General features: G+C 32.6%; 14 protein-coding genes. 9 read left to right on the top strand and 5 right to left on the bottom strand.

Annotated features, from left to right (window positions below; genetic code table 11):
- The 7 genes from ACFX5D_RS13685 (at window position 1) to ACFX5D_RS13655 (ending at window position 7,475) form a co-directional block, all read left to right on the top strand.
- A complete protein-coding gene (locus ACFX5D_RS13685) occupies window positions 1-306 on the top strand; it encodes an NIPSNAP family protein (protein WP_379858768.1) in 306 nt (101 codons plus the stop codon).
- A 23-nt stretch (window positions 307-329) separates the two neighbouring features.
- Window positions 330-1,085, top strand: a complete 756-nt coding sequence (hisF, locus tag ACFX5D_RS13680) for an imidazole glycerol phosphate synthase subunit HisF (RefSeq protein ID WP_379858767.1) — start codon at window positions 330-332, stop codon at window positions 1,083-1,085.
- An 83-nt stretch (window positions 1,086-1,168) separates the two neighbouring features.
- Entirely contained in the window at window positions 1,169-1,768 is a 600-nt protein-coding gene (gene hisIE / locus ACFX5D_RS13675; protein WP_379858766.1) for a bifunctional phosphoribosyl-AMP cyclohydrolase/phosphoribosyl-ATP diphosphatase HisIE, read from the top strand.
- A gap of 139 nt (window positions 1,769-1,907) precedes the next feature.
- A complete protein-coding gene (locus ACFX5D_RS13670; RefSeq protein ID WP_379858765.1) occupies window positions 1,908-3,038 on the top strand; it encodes an alpha/beta hydrolase in 1,131 nt (376 codons plus the stop codon).
- A gap of 85 nt (window positions 3,039-3,123) precedes the next feature.
- On the top strand, window positions 3,124-4,557 hold the full coding sequence (locus tag ACFX5D_RS13665; protein WP_379858764.1) for a leucyl aminopeptidase family protein: 1,434 nt from the start codon (window positions 3,124-3,126) through the stop codon (window positions 4,555-4,557).
- A 3-nt stretch (window positions 4,558-4,560) separates the two neighbouring features.
- On the top strand, window positions 4,561-5,775 hold the full coding sequence (locus ACFX5D_RS13660; protein ID WP_379858763.1) for an ATP-grasp domain-containing protein: 1,215 nt from the start codon (window positions 4,561-4,563) through the stop codon (window positions 5,773-5,775).
- 44 nt (window positions 5,776-5,819) lie between these two features.
- The gene (locus tag ACFX5D_RS13655) at window positions 5,820-7,475 is read left to right on the top strand and encodes a M1 family metallopeptidase (RefSeq protein WP_379858762.1); all 1,656 of its coding nucleotides are present in this window, start codon (window positions 5,820-5,822) and stop codon (window positions 7,473-7,475) included.
- A 47-nt stretch (window positions 7,476-7,522) separates the two neighbouring features.
- Here ACFX5D_RS13655 and ACFX5D_RS13650 read toward each other — a convergent pair whose 3' ends face one another.
- Window positions 7,523-8,359 carry an AraC family transcriptional regulator gene (locus tag ACFX5D_RS13650; protein WP_379858761.1) on the bottom strand — a complete coding sequence of 279 codons (837 nt, stop codon included), beginning with the start codon at window positions 8,357-8,359 and terminating at the stop codon, window positions 7,523-7,525.
- Window positions 8,360-8,515: 156 nt separating this feature from the next.
- Between ACFX5D_RS13650 and ACFX5D_RS13645 the strand changes: the two genes are divergently transcribed.
- Window positions 8,516-9,511, top strand: coding sequence for a phytanoyl-CoA dioxygenase family protein (locus ACFX5D_RS13645; RefSeq protein WP_379858760.1), 996 nt, complete (start codon window positions 8,516-8,518; stop codon window positions 9,509-9,511).
- A gap of 209 nt (window positions 9,512-9,720) precedes the next feature.
- Here ACFX5D_RS13645 and ACFX5D_RS13640 read toward each other — a convergent pair whose 3' ends face one another.
- The 4 genes from ACFX5D_RS13640 to ACFX5D_RS13625 form a co-directional block, all read right to left on the bottom strand.
- Window positions 9,721-10,851, bottom strand: a complete 1,131-nt coding sequence (locus tag ACFX5D_RS13640; RefSeq protein WP_379858759.1) for an efflux RND transporter periplasmic adaptor subunit — start codon at window positions 10,849-10,851, stop codon at window positions 9,721-9,723.
- Window positions 10,852-10,957: 106 nt separating this feature from the next.
- Window positions 10,958-11,527 carry a P-type ATPase actuator domain-containing protein gene (locus ACFX5D_RS13635; protein WP_379858758.1) on the bottom strand — a complete coding sequence of 190 codons (570 nt, stop codon included), beginning with the start codon at window positions 11,525-11,527 and terminating at the stop codon, window positions 10,958-10,960.
- Between the two features lie 103 nt (window positions 11,528-11,630).
- Window positions 11,631-15,971, bottom strand: a complete 4,341-nt coding sequence (locus tag ACFX5D_RS13630; protein WP_379858757.1) for a CusA/CzcA family heavy metal efflux RND transporter — start codon at window positions 15,969-15,971, stop codon at window positions 11,631-11,633.
- 793 nt (window positions 15,972-16,764) lie between these two features.
- Window positions 16,765-16,824 carry a heavy metal-binding domain-containing protein gene (locus ACFX5D_RS13625; protein WP_379858871.1) on the bottom strand — a complete coding sequence of 20 codons (60 nt, stop codon included), beginning with the start codon at window positions 16,822-16,824 and terminating at the stop codon, window positions 16,765-16,767.
- A gap of 871 nt (window positions 16,825-17,695) precedes the next feature.
- On the opposite strand from ACFX5D_RS13625, the gene ACFX5D_RS13620 reads away from it, so the two are divergent.
- Window positions 17,696-18,076 (top strand): hypothetical protein, encoded by a 381-nt coding sequence (locus ACFX5D_RS13620; protein ID WP_379858756.1) that lies wholly within the window; start codon window positions 17,696-17,698, stop codon window positions 18,074-18,076.
- Window positions 18,077-18,175 lie beyond the last annotated feature (99 nt).

The raw sequence follows: 18,175 nt of genomic DNA, 5'->3' as shown, positions 1-18,175 counted from the left end.
ATGATAACTTGTTACTTAAAATATATTATTGACCCTTTTCAATTGGATGTTTTTGAAGAGTATGGTAAAAGATGGATTAAATTAGTTAACCGTTTTGGAGGACAGCATCATGGTTATTTTCTGCCGTCTGAAGGTGCAAATAACATAGCATTTGCAATGTTTTCGTTTCAAAGCTTATCAGAATATGAAAATTACAGAAGACTAATTTTAGAAGATCAAGAGTGTATAGAAGCATTTAAAATTGCAGAAGATTCAAGATGTATATTAAGTTATGAACGAACGTTTTTGCGCCCAGTATTTGAATAAAAAAGATTTTAACAACAAAAATAATGTTAACAAAAAGAATTATTCCCTGTCTCGATATAAAAAACGGAAGAACCGTAAAAGGCGTTAATTTTGTGGACTTGCGTGACGCAGGAGATCCGGTGGAATTAGCCAAAATATATTCGGATGAAGGTGCCGATGAATTGGTTTTTTTGGATATTTCGGCAACGGAAGAACGGAGAAAAACCTTAGTGGATTTGGTCCGTAAAGTCGCTTCCACGATTAATATTCCATTTACAGTTGGTGGTGGAATTTCATCAGTTAGTGATGTTGAAATTTTATTGCAAAATGGTGCGGATAAAGTTTCTATTAATTCCTCTGCTGTCAAAAATCCACAGTTGATTAATGATTTGGCACAGAAATTTGGAAGCCAGTGTATTGTTGTCGCTATTGATGCCAAACAGATAGGTGGAGAATGGATTGTGCATTTAATGGGAGGGAAAATACCAACTGAATTGAATTTATTTGATTGGGCCAAAGAAGTGGAGCAAAGAGGCGCAGGCGAAATTCTGTTTACCTCAATGGACAATGACGGAACTAAAAATGGGTTTGCAAATGAAGCTTTGGCCAAACTTTCTGAATTGGTTAATATTCCAATTATTGCTTCTGGTGGGGCAGGCCGTACGCAACATTTTATTGATACCTTTCTGGAAGGAAAAGCTGATGCTGCTTTGGCCGCAAGTGTGTTTCATTTTAAAGAAATCGAAATTAAAACATTAAAGACAGCCCTGAAAAACAACAATATCGAAGTTAGGATTTAGAAACAGACAATAGAACATAGAGGAAATAAAATCGGATTAGATAGTTTTTCAATCTTTTATTTTTCAAACATTAAATTAAAAATATGAACATAGATTTCTCAAAAAATACAGATGGATTAATTCCTGCCATAATTCAAGATAGTGAAACCAAAACGGTTTTGATGTTGGGTTTCATGAATGCCGAAGCGTACCAAAAAACAGTCGAAACTAAAAAAGTAACTTTTTATAGTCGCACAAAACAAAGACTTTGGACAAAAGGAGAGGAAAGTGGCAACTTTCTGAACCTAATTGACATCAAAAACGACTGTGATAATGATACTTTATTGATACAGGTAAAACCAGAAGGACCAACCTGTCATAAAGGTACAGCTACGTGTTGGGCTGACGAAAACAAACGAGATTATGGCTTTATTTCGAATTTAGAAGATACAATCCAACTTCGAAAAGAAAATGCTGATTCAGAAAAAAGTTACGTTGCTTCTTTATTCAAATTAGGGATGAACAAAATTGCCCAAAAAGTTGGTGAGGAAGCGATTGAAGTGGTTATTGAAGCCAAAGATGACAATGATGATTTGTTTTTGAGTGAAAGTGCTGACTTACTCTTTCATTACCTTATATTGTTGCAAGCCAAAGGATTTAAGTTAAATGATGTTGTTGAAGTTTTAAAAAGTCGCCAAAAGTAAATCTTATAAAATAATTTTCACTAATTAAAACCCAATAGCAAATTCATTTGCTATTGGGTTTTCTTTTTTCTTTTATTTCAAATCGCAATCCACTATATTTACTATTTATTTTTAAAATACAAGTAGTACAATGCAAGTGATGAATTTAGATAATACCACATTGACCCAAGAATTAAACAATCCAATATTAAATACGGGACTATATATAATCCTTACAACTGACGAAGATGATGCAAGACCTGTTTACATTTCTGGGAATTTCAATAATTGGCGTACGCAGGACAAAGAGTTTATGATGGAAAAAATTGGCGTTGGTCAATATCATTATAAATTCACACACGATTTTGATTATCCTGTTGAGCTTTTGTATAAATTTACGAAAGGGGATTGGAGTGCAGTAGAAATTGATAGCCGTGGAAATCGTACTGAAAATCGTGCAACAACGAATCATACTGGTATTCAAAAAGAGCATGTAAGCAGATGGAGAAAAAACTGGTTGCCGTTTAAGCAATCTTTTTTACCGCAAGTTCAGTTGATTTCAGATGAATTTATAATTCCTCAGCTGAACAAAACTAGAAAGATTTGGGCTTTGTTGCCTCATGATTATGATAATTCAATTGAAAGTTATCCAGTCATGTATTTGCAGGATGCCCAAAATTTATTCAATGAATCAGCCGAATTTGGTAATTGGGAAATTGATAAAAAACTGGCCGTTATGTCAGAATATAAAATTGGAAAAATTATAATTATCGCTATAGAACATGCCGAAGAAGATCGTGTAAAAGAGTACAATGTAGGTAAAACAGTATTAGGAAAAGGACAAGGCAAAAAATACATCCGTTTTGTAACGGATACATTAAAACCTTACGTCGACCATAATTTTAGAACCAAAAAAGAACGGGAATTTACGGGAATAGGAGGAAGTTCTATGGGGGGATTAATTAGTATTTTCAGTGGATTGAGAAACCCGGAAGTTTATGGTAAATTAATGATATTCTCGCCATCACTTTGGGTCGTTCCTGAATTAAAAATCAATGTTGAAAAAGCTAATTCAGCAGATACAAAAATCTATTTGTATGCTGGTGGAGATGAAAGTAAAACCATGATCGAACACGTAAAAAAGTTTCAAAAGGATTTGATTTCAAGCGAATTTGTAAAAGATAAATCAAAGATTAATTTAAGTATCAATAGACAAGGAAAACATAGTGAAACCTACTGGAGTGATGAATTTCCAAAAGCTATAGAATGGTTGTTTTTTAATACAAAGTAGAGATGCGATTTATCGAGTCTAAAATAAATAAAGCATAATGCACTTATATCATTTCAATCAAAAAGCAAAAAAATTAAAAGAACAAATGAAAACAAATACAGTAGTCAGCTTAGATAATTTTTCAGGAACAATTTTAGTACCAGCTTTTGAGACGTATTTAAAAAGTATTGTTCCCATTTCATTTAATGGATTGGAAATTACTTCTAAAGTTTTTTTTGGAAAAAAAGACACCCACTATTTAGCCGAAAAAAATGATAATACCTATGTTTTTATTGGTTTGGGAAAAATGATCGATTATAAATCTTTAAAGACTGTTTTTAGACGAGTTTCATCAAAACAAAAAGATAGTTTTAGTTCAAATGTTGCTTTAGTTATACCAGAGCAATTTACTCAGGATCAGGTTGAAGCCATGATTTCAGGTTTGCTTTTAGGGACTTATAATTTAGGCCATTTTAAATCTGAAAAAGAAGAACATCCTTTTTTAGATCCTGAATTCACATTGAATTTGGTTTCTGAAAAGGATTATTTGGCTACTGCTAAAAAAGGAATTAAAATTGCTAAAGCTCAATTAGCAACCTATGATTTAGTCGATTTGCCTCCGAATACAATTAATCCAAAATACTTGTCGAATTGGGCTAAAGAGACTGGGCAGAAATATGGGTTTGACGTAGAAGTTCTCGGTTATGAAGCTTCAAAAATTGCAGGTCTTGGTGCCTTTTTGGCGGTAGGGAAAGGAAGTGAAAATGAACCTCAATTTATCATTTTGAAGTATACTCCTGCAATCGAAGTGGAAGATATAAAACATGTTGGATTGGTGGGAAAAGGAATCACCTTTGATACTGGCGGATTAAATATAAAAACGGCAGGAATGGTTCATATGAAATGTGATATGGCTGGCGGTGGTGCAGTACTAGGTGCCATGCAACTCATAGCCGATTTACAATTGCCAGTCAAAGTAACTGCTATTGTTCCTTGTGCCGAAAACTCGGTTGACAGCAAGTCCTTTTTACCTAGTGATGTAATTCACAGTTACAGTGGACATTCAATAGAAATAATTGATACTGATGCTGAGGGCCGACTCGTTTTAGCGGATGGATTATCGTATTTAATTAAAAATTTTAAACCGGAATATATTGTTGATATTGCCACACTTACAGGGAGTAGCATTGGTACTTTTGGTTATGAATGTGGTGCTTTGTTTACAAATAATGAAGAAATGTCAAAGAAATTACAAGAAAACGGAGATGCAATTGGAGAGCGTTTGTGGCCTTTACCACTTTGGGATGTTTATAAATCTGATATTGAAAGCGATATTGCCGATGTAAAAAATTATAGTGGAAAACCAGTTGCAGGAGCCATAAGTGCCGCTAAATTTTTAGAATATTTTACCCAAGAGCACAAAGCTTGGGCGCATCTTGACGTTGCAGGCGTAGCATTTGGCGATGATGAATTTGCTAAAAGTAAACATGCTACAGCATATGGAGTTCATTTATTAACTAAATTCATTGAAAATTTATAATGTATGGAAAACTCTAAAACCTTCCTTTGTATTTCAAATTATTTCAAAGGTGTCGATTTTTTAATTAATTTAAAAAAATCAGGCAACAAAGTCTATTTAGTGACAAGCGAAAAACTGAGAGACAAACCATGGCCACATCAATATATTGATGAGATTTTTTATATGGAAGGTCAAGATGTTGATTGGAATTTAGAGCATTTATTATTGGGTGTTGGAAATTTTATGAAGTCTACTAAAATTGATGCTATTGTTGCTCTTGATGATTATGATGTTGAAAAAGCAACTTACCTCAGGGAAAATCTTCGTATTGACGGAATGGGACAAACCACCGGACGTTATTTTAGGGATAAACTCGCTATGCGCATGAGAGCGAAAAGTTGCGGTATTCCAATTCCTGCTTTTTGTTCGTTATTTAATGACCATGACATTAATACTTTTGCTGATACGATTGAAGCTCCGTGGGTTTTGAAACCACGTTCGGAAGCCTCGGCTAACGGGATTATAAAAGTATATGACAAAGAGAGTTTATGGATCCACATCAATGAAATGGGGAATAATAGATTTAAATATTTATTGGAACAATTTAAACCTGGCGATGTGTATCACTGCGATAGTTTAATTTCGGATAGTAAAGTAGTCTTTAGTTTGACTTCAAAATATTTGGCCACACCAATGGAAATTTCACAAGGCGGAGGTGTTTTTCGTTCTGCCAATATTCCTTATGATTCTGAAGACGACAAAGCTATCAAAAAGATAAATGAGCAAGTATTGAAAGGCTTTGGATTGAAACATGGAGCTGCCCATACAGAATTTATAAAAAGCAATGAAGGTGGTCAAATTTATTTTCTGGAAACTTCTTCAAGAGTAGGAGGAGCGCATTTGGCTGAAATGGTATCCGAAGCTTCTAATATTAATTTATGGAAGGAATGGGCTGCTATTGAAGATGCATTGGCAAAAGGAACAAAATACATTTTACCGAAAGTAAAAAAAGAATATGCAGGTATCGTTTTGACATTGTCAAAATTCCAGCATCCGGATTTATCATCTTTTTTAGATCCCGAAGTTTGTTTTAGAGTTCCGTTAGAATATCACGCGGGTCTTATTGTAAAATCAGATAAGCAAGTGAGGGTTTTAGAATTGTTAGAAGATTATGGGAATCGCTTAGCTACTGATTTTACGGCGGTAGTAAAACAAAATTCAGTTTCTAAGTTACATTAGTTTTATAAAAATTTAGGTATATTTTATTTCAAAATTTCAAATTTATGAAAAGATATTTAAGTCTCATTTGTTTTTCATTTCTTATTTTTAATAGTACTAGTGCGCAAGGCCTACTTGGACGGAAAGAAGTAGTTTTCACTAGACAAGATTCTTTAAGAGGTAGTATAACAAAAGAAAGAGCTTGGTGGGATGTAAAATACTATCATCTGGATATTAAAGTAAATCCTGCCGATAGTACTATTTCAGGCTCAAATACAATAAAATATCAAGTTGTTCAGGAATACAATATCATGCAAATTGACTTGCAGAATCCTATGGAGATTTACAAAGTCATTCAGGATGGAGTAGCTTTAAAATACAAAAGAGAAGGAAATGCTTTTTTTATTGAATTGATAGCTCCTCAAAAAATAGGCTCAACAAAAGAGCTAATTGTATTTTACGGAGGAAAACCTAAGGTTGCTGTAAATCCTCCTTGGGATGGAGGAATAACCTGGAAAAATGACAGCAATGGGAATCCTTTTGTAGCTTCTTCTTGTCAAGGATTAGGTGCCAGCGTTTGGTGGCCTAACAAAGACCATATGTATGACGAAGTAGAAAGTATGTTAATCAGTGTAAATGTTCCGAAAGGGTTAATGGATGTTTCCAACGGTCGTTTGCAAAGCGTAAAACAATTGAAGGATGGAACAAATACTTATAATTGGTTGGTATCAAATCCAATTAATAATTATGGTGTAAATATAAATATTGGCGATTACGTTACTTTTTCTGAAAAATTTAAAGGAGAGAAAGGAAATTTGGACTGTACCTATTATGTTTTGAGAAATAATCTTGATAAAGCAAAAAAACAATTCCAAGACGCGCCAAGAATGTTGAAGGCTTTCGAGCACTGGTTTGGACCTTATCCCTTTTATGAAGATAGCTATAAATTAGTTGAAGCACCATACTTAGGGATGGAACATCAAAGTAGCGTAACGTATGGCAATGGTTTTAAGAATGGATATTTAGGAAGAGATTTAAGCGGAACAGGTTGGGGTTTAAAATTTGATTACATTATTATTCATGAATCAGGGCACGAGTGGTTTGCTAATAATATCACTTACAAAGATATTGCTGACATGTGGATACATGAAAGTTTCACAGACTATTCCGAGAGTCTTTTTCTTGAATATTACTACGGTAGGGAACCTGCTTATACTTACATCAGAGGCTTAAGAAAGAACATTCAAAATGACAAACCAATAATTGGAAAATATGATGTCAACAATGAAGGTTCCAGTGATATGTATTACAAGGGGGCTAATATACTACACACTTTGCGCCAAATTGTTAATGATGATGCTAAATGGAGAACTATTTTAAGAGGTTTGAATAGTACTTTTTATCATCAAACAGTTACTACCAAACAAATAGAAGATTACTTAAGTCAAAAAGTTGGAATAGAGTTAAATACATTCTTTAACCAATATTTGAGAGATACCAAAATTCCAACATTAGAATACTTTTTGAAGGATAATCAACTGGGATACCGCTGGGCAAATTGTGTTCCTAATTTTAATATGCCCGTTAGAGTAATTTTGAATGGGAAAGTAGAATTACTAAAACCAGAAACAAAATGGAAAGGAATACCGGCTAAGACTGAAAATTCAAAATTAGAAGTAGACAAAAATTTTTATGTTGCAGGATTTAATATAACGGAATAAAAACAAATAGAAGAATGTGTTTTTCAAAAATTAAGTAACACATCCTTTTATCTTTTCTTAAACTGAATCGGATTTTCACCCACTACTTTTTTGAAAATCCTATTAAAATAAGACAGGCTGTCAAAACCGCATTCGTAACAAGTTTCAGTTACATTTTTATCGCTTTGCAAAAGTCTTTTTGCTTGTTCAATTCGATATTGATTCAGAAATTCAGTAAACGTCAAGCGTGTCATTTTCTTAAAATAACGACAAAAAGCAGCTTTTGATAAATGAGTCAACTTTGCAATTTCTTCAATGGATACAGGCCTTTTATAGTTATTTTCAATAAATTTATAGACTACTTTTAGTCGTAATTGTTCTTTATTATTATATAGGTTTTCAAATGGCTTATCATGTAAAAGAGTCATTTCATTTGATGTTGCTAAAATTTGAAATAAAGACAGTACTTCTATAAATTGTTCAAAATGAGATAAAAGGTGAATTTTCTGAAGTCTCTTTCCAATTTTATCCTTTATACCTCCATGAAAACTAACTACCTTTTTTGAGTTTTCAAATAACTGATAAATGGAAGCTAATTCAGGAGTTGTTATAAAATCATTTTTGAAAAAATCTTCTTTTATCTGTAAAACTACTTTTTCATATTCCGTTTTAATTCCGTAGTCAAAATTCAAATGAGGAATATTGGAACCTATAAAAACCAAATCACTTCCTTCAAAATCGCCCACATGATTTCCCACACGCCTTGTTCCATTTGGAGCAACAATGAAAGTCAATTCAAATTCGGGGTGGAAATGCCAATAATAAAAATCATTCAATTTAGGATTAACTAAGATTCTAAAGGAACTGCCGGCTAATCGTTTTATATCTTCAAAAACTATTTTCATAATACTATTAATACCTAAATTACTCAAAATTATACATAGACAGAATTAAAAGTACTAAATAAATCAATATTGTACAAATAGCGGTAAATTTTGTGAAAGTATTTAGTGTTCTCTTTCTCTAATTTTGAATTAGTAATAACACTATATATCAGAACAATGGAAAAGAATGATAAATCAATGACACCAACTATGACTCCTACAATGGAGCAAAATAATGCTCACAAAGATATTCCCGGGAATCCATCAATAGCAAAATCCAGTACATCTAAATTAAATGATCGTTCAAATAGGAAACCATTACGTTTACTGACAGAAGAAGATTGGAAATTTTGGATCGAGAATGGATATATCGTAATAAAAAATGCAGTGCCAAAAGAAAATGCTAAAAAAATGGCAGATTTTTTATGGGAATTTGAAGAAAAAAATCAAAATGATCCTGAAACTTGGTATGCACCGCCCAGAGCCGAAATGCAAATGAAAGAGCTTACTAATAGTGGTATGGTAGAAGTATACAACCATCAATTTCAATGGGATAATCGACAAATACAAAAAGTATATGATGCTTTTGTTGATATTTGGGGAACCGAGAAATTATGGGTTACAATTGACAGAGCTAATCTCAATTTGCCAATTAGACCGGGTTATGATTTCAAAGGATTCATACACTGGGATTATGATCCGGAAACAAAACCTCAAAATGTGCAAGGAGTTCTTGCTTTGGCGGATCAAACTGATGAAAATATGGGAGGCTTTCAGTGTATTCCTGATTTATATCGAAATTATGACACTTGGAAGTTGACGCAACCTGAAGACAGAAATCACTTTAAGCCGGATGTTACGGGACTGGAAGATAAACTTGTAAAAGTAAAAATGGAAGCAGGTGATTTATTAATTTTTAATAGCACTCAACCTCATGGTATACGTCCTAATATTACAAAAGACAAAGTAAGAATGGCACAGTATATATCTATGATGCCTGCAGAAGAGGACAATGAGGAATTACGTCAATGGCGCGTTAACTCATGGAAAAACAGAATTGCTCCAGAAGGATATGCGTTTCCGGGAGATCCTAGAAATTGGGAGCAAACGAAATATAAAACAGCAGAACTTAGTGAACTTGGAAAAAAATTATTGGGTGTAGAAAAGTGGTAATAAAAAAAGGAAGGTACTGAAAAAGTCTTTTTTAAGAATATATTGTTAATAAAAAGGAGTAGAAATCAAAGTTTTCTGCTCCTTTTTTTGTGTATTTAATTGTAACCTTACGGCCTTTTAGATGTTAGTTCAGCAACAAAAAAATCAGTTCAGTCCGTATTCTTCATTATATGATTTAATTGTTCCTAAGGATAGTATCCTAAGAAAAATTAATGAGTTGATAGATTTTTCATTTTCATCAAAATAGCATATGCACCTTTAATCACAATAGTTGCCCCATTCAAATCTTCTGAAATAATTTCAGTAAATCCATTTTCTACATTTCCTGCTGTAACTTCTCTCATTTCAAATTGTTTGTTTTGTTTGACAACAAAAATATAATTCTTGTTTTCATAATTAACAATAGCATCCGAAGGCAATACATTTGATTGCTGACTTTTTAATTCTATTTCGGCATTCATATACATACCCGGTAAAAGTGTTTTGTCGTAATTTGTAAAATGGCAATGCATTTCGGTGCTTCGGTTTTCTGAAAAATTCTTACCGATTAAAATAATTTTGCCATGATATTTTTTTTCAGGATTGGTATTTGTATAGGATATAACTGATTGGCCAATAGTCAATTTATTGATGTCTTTTTCGAAAACAGTCAATGCCAAATGAATATCAGATGGATTTACAATCTCGAATAAAATATCGCTCGGGTTTACATACTTGCCAATATTCACGTTTACTTTAGATACATAACCGCTTATTGGCGAATAAATATTGATGCTTTTTGAAATGTTTTTGGTAGAAACATTACTTGGATTTATCCCGGCGAATTTTAATTTCTCCCCATACGATTGTACCATTACTGATAGTGAATTGTATTCTGATTGTGCTTGTTGATATACTTTATCGCTGCTGGCTTTGCTTCGGTTGAGTTCTTTTTGTCTTTCGAATTCGGCTTTTGCGTACCCTATTTTTGCTTTCGCCAAAAGGTAATCTTCCTGCAGTTGAATGTATTGCTGGTCTTCTACGACGCACAATACTTGTCCTTTGGTTACATACATTCCCTCTAAAAGTTTGGTATGTTTTAAATAACCGCCCATCGGCACACTTATGGAAACTAAATTTTGAGGCGGCACATCTATTTTTCCACTTAATTTTAAAATAGATGAAATTTGTTTTTGCTCGATTTTTCCGGTTTCAATACCTGCATTTTTTATTTGTGTATCGGTAAGCGTTGTTGTGTTTTCGATAGTTGGAGTAACTTCTGTTTCGTTTTCTGTTTTCTTATCTCCACAGGACGAAAGGAATACTATTGCCAGTATGGTAATGATTGTGTTTTTACTCATGATTGTATTTTTATTTTGGTGTTCGTGAATCTGCGATTTCATTTTATTTATTTTGAATAGTAAAATAGTGTTTGTTCTTTAAAATTTCATTGTCATTACTAATTGGTTAGGCATCAATCGTAACGCGAAGGAGTTTTATGGAGTTAATAAAGACTAAAGTGTCAGGAAGCAAATGAATAGCTGATGCTTCAATCGGTCCAATTACTTTACCATCAACAGGGATTTTTTCTCCGGCTTTTACCAGAACAGTATCGCCAATTTTTAAATCGCTTATTTGTACTATAGATTCCTGATTGTCTTTTTTTACTATTGCCGTTTTGGGAACAGAACCGATCAACCCTTTAATGGACGATCTTGCTTTTTTGGTACTTGCACTTGCGATATATTCTGCAATAAGGATGATCATAAGCACAACAGCACCAGCCAAATATTCTTTGCCAAGAACGGCCATTATTACCGCTATGGTTATAAACAATTCGGCACCTATTTTTCTTTCTTTTATTATATCCAATACCGCAGTTTTTACTAATGAATAAAGACCAAAAGCGATTGCGACTATTAAAATGGGAAATGGAAAAACATCGAAATAAAACAATAAACAGGCTATTCCTAACGTGATTATCCGTCCAATTTTCCAAAGAAACTGTCGTAAAAAAAAGGTTTGAGTATAATTCATATGTTGATATTTATTGTTTTTTATCGGTCATATGTAATTCGCATATCATCATTGGCGCTTGCGACCCCAATTACGATTATGCTCATTTCATAATTAAACGATTTTAATTGGTTAATGAATTGATCTCAATAACACTTATATTCAATTTTCTAACCGCTTCGATGTATTTGCTTTGAATTTCGGTGCTTTGATTAATAAGCATTACCCATTCCAGATAATTAATGTCACCATTGATAAATTTATCATTAGCAGCTTTGGTTACCAAATCTACATTTTTCAATGCTTGGTTTTCATAATAACCAATAGTCTCTTTATTTTTTTTATATTCTTGTAGCAATTCCTGGTAGTGACTTTGCAATTTTAATTTTTCATCGGCTAATTTATTTTCAGCAATTTGAGTGTTTATCTCTAATGCTTTTTCCTTGTTGTTTAGTGCGGCATTGAATAACGGAATTGCCACTCCAAATTGTCCGTAAACACCATTATAACTGTTTTGAAATGCAGTTTTTGTTTTGAAAGTCTGGTAATAAATACCACCGATTAATTCCGGTAATTTTTTGGATTTTTCAAGTAAAATTTCAGCTTTATTAATGCTTACTTCCTGTTCTTTTAATTTTACAATTACTTGATTTACAAATGTATTTTTATCTAATTTTTCTTCGAAGGTCATTTTGAATTTATCCCAAACGGGAATGAAATCCTTATCAACATTCAACAAATATTTGAATTGTGTTTGCAATATTTTAAAATCACTTTGAAATTCCAGAAGTTGAATTTTTATTTGTCCAGATTGGTTTTCAGCGGTTGCTTTTTCTAATATATTACTTTCGCCTTTGTCAAAACGGAGTGTTGATTTCCTTAAAAATTCGGAATAAATACTATCGCTTTTTAGCAACAATTTTTCCTTTTCTTTTAGATACATCATTTCGTAAAACACGATTGTTACCTGTCTGGTCAATTCTTTTTTCTGCAGAGCTTCATTCCATTGCCCTTTTTTGGCTTCTTCTATTAAAAGTTGTTTCTGCCTTTTGTAAACGGTTGGAAATCTTATGCTTTGCGAAACACCAATTTTTACATCATTTACATTGCTGTTAAACTGACCGTATTCGCCAATAATTCCCGTGTTGGAAATATCATAGCCCGTCATGGTCATCTTTTGTAAATATTCCGAATTTAGTTTTTCGTTTTTAACCTTTGCATTATTTTGTAATGCAATTTCAATGGCTTTATCTATTGAAATTTTTTCTTGAGCATTTGCATTTTGAAAAGAAAAAAACAGTCCCAATATCATGATTGTTGTAATTGATTTTATCTTTTTTGGTTTTAAATTAATTCCTTTTTCAAACATGATATATAAAATTGGTAAAACAAATAAGGTTAAGAATGTTGCAATTAATAAACCACCAATTACTACAGTTGCCAATGGTTTTTGAACTTCGGCACCTGAACCGTTGCTTAATGCCATTGGCAAAAATCCTAATGATGCTACAAATGCTGTCATTAAAACAGGGCGTAAGCGAATTTTAGTTCCCTGCAATACGATTTTTTTTAAATCGGTTTCGCCTGATTTTCTTATGCTGTTGAATTCGGCTATTAATACCAATCCATTTAGAACCGCTACACCAAATAAGGCAATAAAACCAACTCCCGCACTAATACTAAAAGGCATTCCACGCAATGCTAAAAAGAAAATACCTCCAATTGCCGAAAGTGGAATGGCTGAATAAATCAATAAACCTTGTTTCACTGAATTAAAAGCAAAATATAACAAAATAAATATTAATATCAATGATATGGGAACTGCAATCATTAAACGCGTTTTGGCTTCATTTAAGTTTTCAAAAGCACCACCATAAGTAGGATAATAACCCGCCGGAAATTTTATTTTGGTTTCGACTTTTCCTTGCAATTCTTTCACGATACTTTGCACATCACGATCACGAACATTAAAACCAACTACAATTCTGCGTTTAGCATCTTCTCTTTGTATCTGATTTGGCCCTTCGGTAATTTCAACTTTTGCTAATTGTGATAAAGGAATTTGTGTTCCATTTGATGCAGGGATTAATAGATTTTGAACATCCGATAAATCTTTTCGCTTTTCGCCTTCTAAGCGAACTACTAAATCAAACCGTTTTTCCCCTTCGTAAACGACTCCTGTGCTTTGTCCTGCAAATGCGGTGTTTACTATTCGATTAATATCTTCGATATTCAAGCCATATTGTGCAATTGTTGCTCGATTGTAATTGATCACAATTTGCGGCATTCCGGTAACTGTTTCTACATAAAGGTCGGAAGTTCCTTCAACGGTATTAATTACTTTGCCTAATTTGTTAGCATATAATGCCAGTGTGTCTAAATTTTCGCCAAATATTTTACACACTACATCTTGTCTTGCTCCTGTCATCAGCTCATTAAAACGCATTTGAACGGGGTATTGAAAACCATAAGAAACGCCGGGAACGGCTTCTAATTCATTTGCCATTTTTGCTGATAATTCATCAAAAGTTGTGGCAGAAGTCCATTCGCTTTTGTCTTTTAAAATCACCATCATATCACTGGCATCAATAGGCATTGGATCGGTAGGAACTTCACTACTTCCAGTTTTGCCTACAATTTTATCTACTTCTGGAAATTTTTCTATTAGTATTTTTGCGCCTTGTGAAATGGCAGTCATAGAAGTTTGTAGATTACTTCCGGGTAAAACTCTGGTTTCTACTGCAAAATCACCTTCTTCCAGTGAGGGCATAAATTCGCCACCCATAAACGAAAGTGCAATCAGCGCTAAAACAAACAAACCCAAAATTGCAGCAATAATTGTTCGAGGAATTCCTAATGCTTTGTTCAGAAGAGGTTGATAGAAATTTTCTAATTTTTCCATCATTCTATCTGAAAAAGTTTTTTTGTGGGATATATTTTTATTCAAAAATAAAGCGGTCATCATTGGAACATAAGTTAGTGACAATATAAAAGCACCAAATAATGCAAATGCAATAGTTTGTGCCATTGGTAGAAACATTTTTCCTTCAATACCACGCAAAGTAAAAATGGGAATGTATACTATCAATATAATTAATTCACCAAAAACGGATACATTACGCATTTTTATAGACGTTTTTAATACGGTATTGTCCATTTCTTGCTGTGATATTTGAGAAGCTTTCCTGCTGTGTAAACTAAATAAGCAAGCTTCTACAATTATAACGGCACCGTCTACAATCAATCCAAAATCTAATGCTCCTAAACTCATTAAATTACCGCTCACACCAAACATATTCATCAATATGACTGCTATTAACATTGCTAAAGGAATAACTGAGGCAACAATTAATCCTGCTCTTATGTTTCCTAAAAAAAAGATTAAAACAAAGAGGACTATCAATGCCCCTTCTAATAAGTTTTTTTCTACCGTTGAAATGGAATTATTTACCATTTTGGTTCGATCTAGAAAAGGTTCCAGAATAACGCCTTCGGGTAATGTTTTTTCGATTTGTGTAATACGATCCTTAATGTTTTTAATAACCACATTGCTGTTGGCTCCTTTTAACATCATTACTACTGCACCCGAAACCTCACCGGATTGCACTCCTTTTTTATTAAAAGTCATTGCTCCGTAACGGATAGCACTACCAATACGAACATCAGCTACATCACGAATGAATAAGGGGCTTGCGCTACGGGTGTTTTTAATGGAAATATCTTTTATATTTTCGATCGTATTAATTAATCCTTCACTTCGGATGTATAAAACTTTTGGACCTTTTTCTATATAAGCACCACCTGTATTTTGATTGTTTTTTTCTAAGGCTGTAAAAACATCAGCAATTGTAATATTGTACGATTGCAATTTATTGGGGTCTATCGCAATTTCAAATTGTTTCAATTTTCCACCGAAACTGCTAACTTCTGCGACACCTTCGACGCTTAATAATTGACGGCGAACAATCCAATCCTGAATGGTTCTTAATTCGGTTACATCATATTTTTTTTCGTAACCGGGTTTAGTTCGGACAGCATATTGGTATATTTCGCCCAGTCCTGTTGTCACTGGGGCCAAAAATGGATCTCCTATACCTTTTGGTATTTGGTCTTTAACAGCACTTAATCGTTCCGTAACTTGTTGTCTTGCCCAGTACACATCCGTATCATCATTAAAAACAATCGTTACAACTGATAAACCAAAACGAGAGAAACTACGAATTTCTTTCAGTCCAGGAATATTACTATTGGCTTGTTCAATTGGAAAAGTAATCAGTCGTTCTATATCAGTTGCGCCCAGTGATGGTGCAGAAGTGATTACTTGTACCTGATTATTCGTAATATCAGGAACTGCATCGATTGGTAATTTGGTAAATTGGTAACTCCCATATCCTATAAGAGCAACAATGAAAAGACCAACGATAAGTTTATTTTTGATTGAAAATTCTATGATTTTATTTAACATAATTAGTAAGATTAATGAAATTATAACCAATAGTATTTTGCAAAAAGCAAATACTATTAGTAAAGGATAATGTAGTAATTAGGAAAATTTATAAAATTTCTAATTACTGAACTACATTAAAGAATCATTAAAATAATTTGGGCGGTTGCCAGATATTGGCAAAAGCAAAAGAAGAATAAAATTGTTGAAAAAAGGGAATTTTAATTTTTGAAGTAATTAAAATTATTTTTCTAAGCGAAAAAAAAGTATGATTTTCAAAAGCAATAATGGTGTTAACCGAATGGCAACAGACTGTTTTAAATGGTAAGTTTTGGTGATCGTGTTTATTATTGTCTGCATGATCTGTATTTTTGTTGTAATGTATATTCAAAAAATCGATAAAAGAAATACTGTTATTGCTCTCTTCGTGTTCAATATAATGATGGATTAAGTTGGGTAGTTTCAACAACTGCCCCATTTCAGTGTTAGTACACAAAAAAATAAATAGGAGTGCTATGGTAATTGATTTTTTCAAGATTGTAAAAGTAGTTTTTTTATTTATATATTTAAATAAAAGATGGCTCTATATTACGCTCATTCATAATCTTCTAGAACTTTTTTTTTGTCAGTTTAAATTAAAATACATTGTATAGTATTGATTTACAATGTGTTTTGATTTTCAGTAAAAAATTCAAAGAATGGAATCATTGGTATTTGTTTCAATAACTGTTTTAATTGGATTCCTAAAACTGCATTCTCTGAATGCCAATAAAGCCACAACTACATCGGCGAAAACTGCTTCCCATTTCTCCACTTAATTCATTCCGCATTTGGGACATTTTCCGGGTTTATCCGAAGTAACTTCTGAATGCATTGCTCAGGTGTATGTTTTTTTAGTTTCCATTTTTTTATATTCTAATATTTTATGGAATAAAGATTTTAAGTAAAAACGACCTGTTTTAAAGTATATTAGATTTTTAGTAAAACAAACCTTATTTCAGGGAATATTGATTTCAAGTAAAAACGACCTGTTTTTAAACAGTAAAATATATATATACAATAGGGGGTAAGAATGGGGGTAATAAAAATGATAAAAGATTAAAGGTATAAAAAAGAAAAAACCCCTATTTTACAGGGGTTTTAGTATCTTCGAAAGTTGACTACTTTCATATTTTGTGACCTTGACTGGATTCAAACTATTAACCGTTAGGGCCAGTAAATTCAAGGGTTTAGATATTTTATTTTTTAAAAGTGTACTGTATGGTGTACTCATCCGAAATTTTTTGATAAAATTAATATTAATTGAATTCAAAAAATTTACTCTAATGGAAACTCGATTCTTCCTCAAAAATACAAAAAACAAAACAACTTCGATTATCTATTTTTCTTTCGCAACTTTAAACGGCGATAAGTTTAGGTTTTCCTCAAGGCAAACAATTAAAACGTCTCTGTGGCAAAATGGATTTCCAAAAAGGACAATTCAAACGGAGGAAACTCGAAAAGTTATTGAGATCTATAAAAGTACAATAGATAGTTTCATTTATGAAACTGTTAATAAACAAGAACGACAACCAACAAAATTTGAACTGGCAGAATTTGTCCAAGATTTAATCAGTTGAAAGAGAATTGAACATGATAATACAATTGAATATTTCACCAACGAATTTTTGAACGATGATTCTTTATGTCTCGCCGAAAGTACAAAGAGGGTTAAAAAAATACATCTCGATAATTTTATTAAAATCGTGGGTAAAAAAAAGATTCTTGTTGATTTAAATAAAAAAATAATTGAAAATTATAAGGCGAAGCTAAAGAAAGAACGAAAACGTGATATCACTACGACGAATAATTATATTAAGAATGTAATTGCTTTTTTAAACTGGCTTTGGAAAAAGGATTATATATCTGATGATTTAAAAAAATATCTTAAAAAGGACAGGGAAATCGACAAGGATGTAATTGCGCTTAATGAAAATGAGTTAAAGATTTTGGAAACTACTAATTTTGAAGAAATTCATCTTCAGAATCAAATTGATATTTTTTTATTTGGTTGTTATACCGCGTTATCAATAGGTGATATAAAAAAAGTGAACAAAGAAATGATTGATCTGGACATGCTAACTTAGCCATCACAGAAAGTTAAGAAATAATCTTAATTTTAACCTATGAAACAATTCCGCAAAGTTTATGACAAAGCTTTCAAAGAAAAAGCCGTCCAATTGAGT

This window comes from Flavobacterium fructosi, from assembly GCF_042787335.1.
Classification (GTDB): domain Bacteria; phylum Bacteroidota; class Bacteroidia; order Flavobacteriales; family Flavobacteriaceae; genus Flavobacterium; species Flavobacterium fructosi.
Note: the sequence above shows the minus strand (reverse complement) of the source record. Positions and strands in the feature narration are given on the sequence as shown.

Bases quoted from the DNA above. Each gene is read 5' to 3' on its own strand.
- ACFX5D_RS13665 (WP_379858764.1), top strand. From the start codon at position 3,124: ATGAAAACAAATACAGTAGTCAGCTTAGATAATTTTTCAGGAACAATT.
- ACFX5D_RS13630 (WP_379858757.1), bottom strand. From the start codon at position 15,971: ATGTTAAATAAAATCATAGAATTTTCAATCAAAAATAAACTTATCGTT.
- ACFX5D_RS13645 (WP_379858760.1), top strand. From the start codon at position 8,516: ATGGAAAAGAATGATAAATCAATGACACCAACTATGACTCCTACAATG.
- ACFX5D_RS13655 (WP_379858762.1), top strand. From the start codon at position 5,820: ATGAAAAGATATTTAAGTCTCATTTGTTTTTCATTTCTTATTTTTAAT.
- hisIE (WP_379858766.1), top strand. From the start codon at position 1,169: ATGAACATAGATTTCTCAAAAAATACAGATGGATTAATTCCTGCCATA.
- ACFX5D_RS13635 (WP_379858758.1), bottom strand. From the start codon at position 11,527: ATGAATTATACTCAAACCTTTTTTTTACGACAGTTTCTTTGGAAAATT.
- ACFX5D_RS13685 (WP_379858768.1), top strand. From the start codon at position 1: ATGATAACTTGTTACTTAAAATATATTATTGACCCTTTTCAATTGGAT.
- ACFX5D_RS13650 (WP_379858761.1), bottom strand. From the start codon at position 8,359: ATGAAAATAGTTTTTGAAGATATAAAACGATTAGCCGGCAGTTCCTTT.
- hisF (WP_379858767.1), top strand. From the start codon at position 330: ATGTTAACAAAAAGAATTATTCCCTGTCTCGATATAAAAAACGGAAGA.
- ACFX5D_RS13670 (WP_379858765.1), top strand. From the start codon at position 1,908: ATGAATTTAGATAATACCACATTGACCCAAGAATTAAACAATCCAATA.
- ACFX5D_RS13640 (WP_379858759.1), bottom strand. From the start codon at position 10,851: ATGAGTAAAAACACAATCATTACCATACTGGCAATAGTATTCCTTTCG.
- ACFX5D_RS13660 (WP_379858763.1), top strand. From the start codon at position 4,561: ATGGAAAACTCTAAAACCTTCCTTTGTATTTCAAATTATTTCAAAGGT.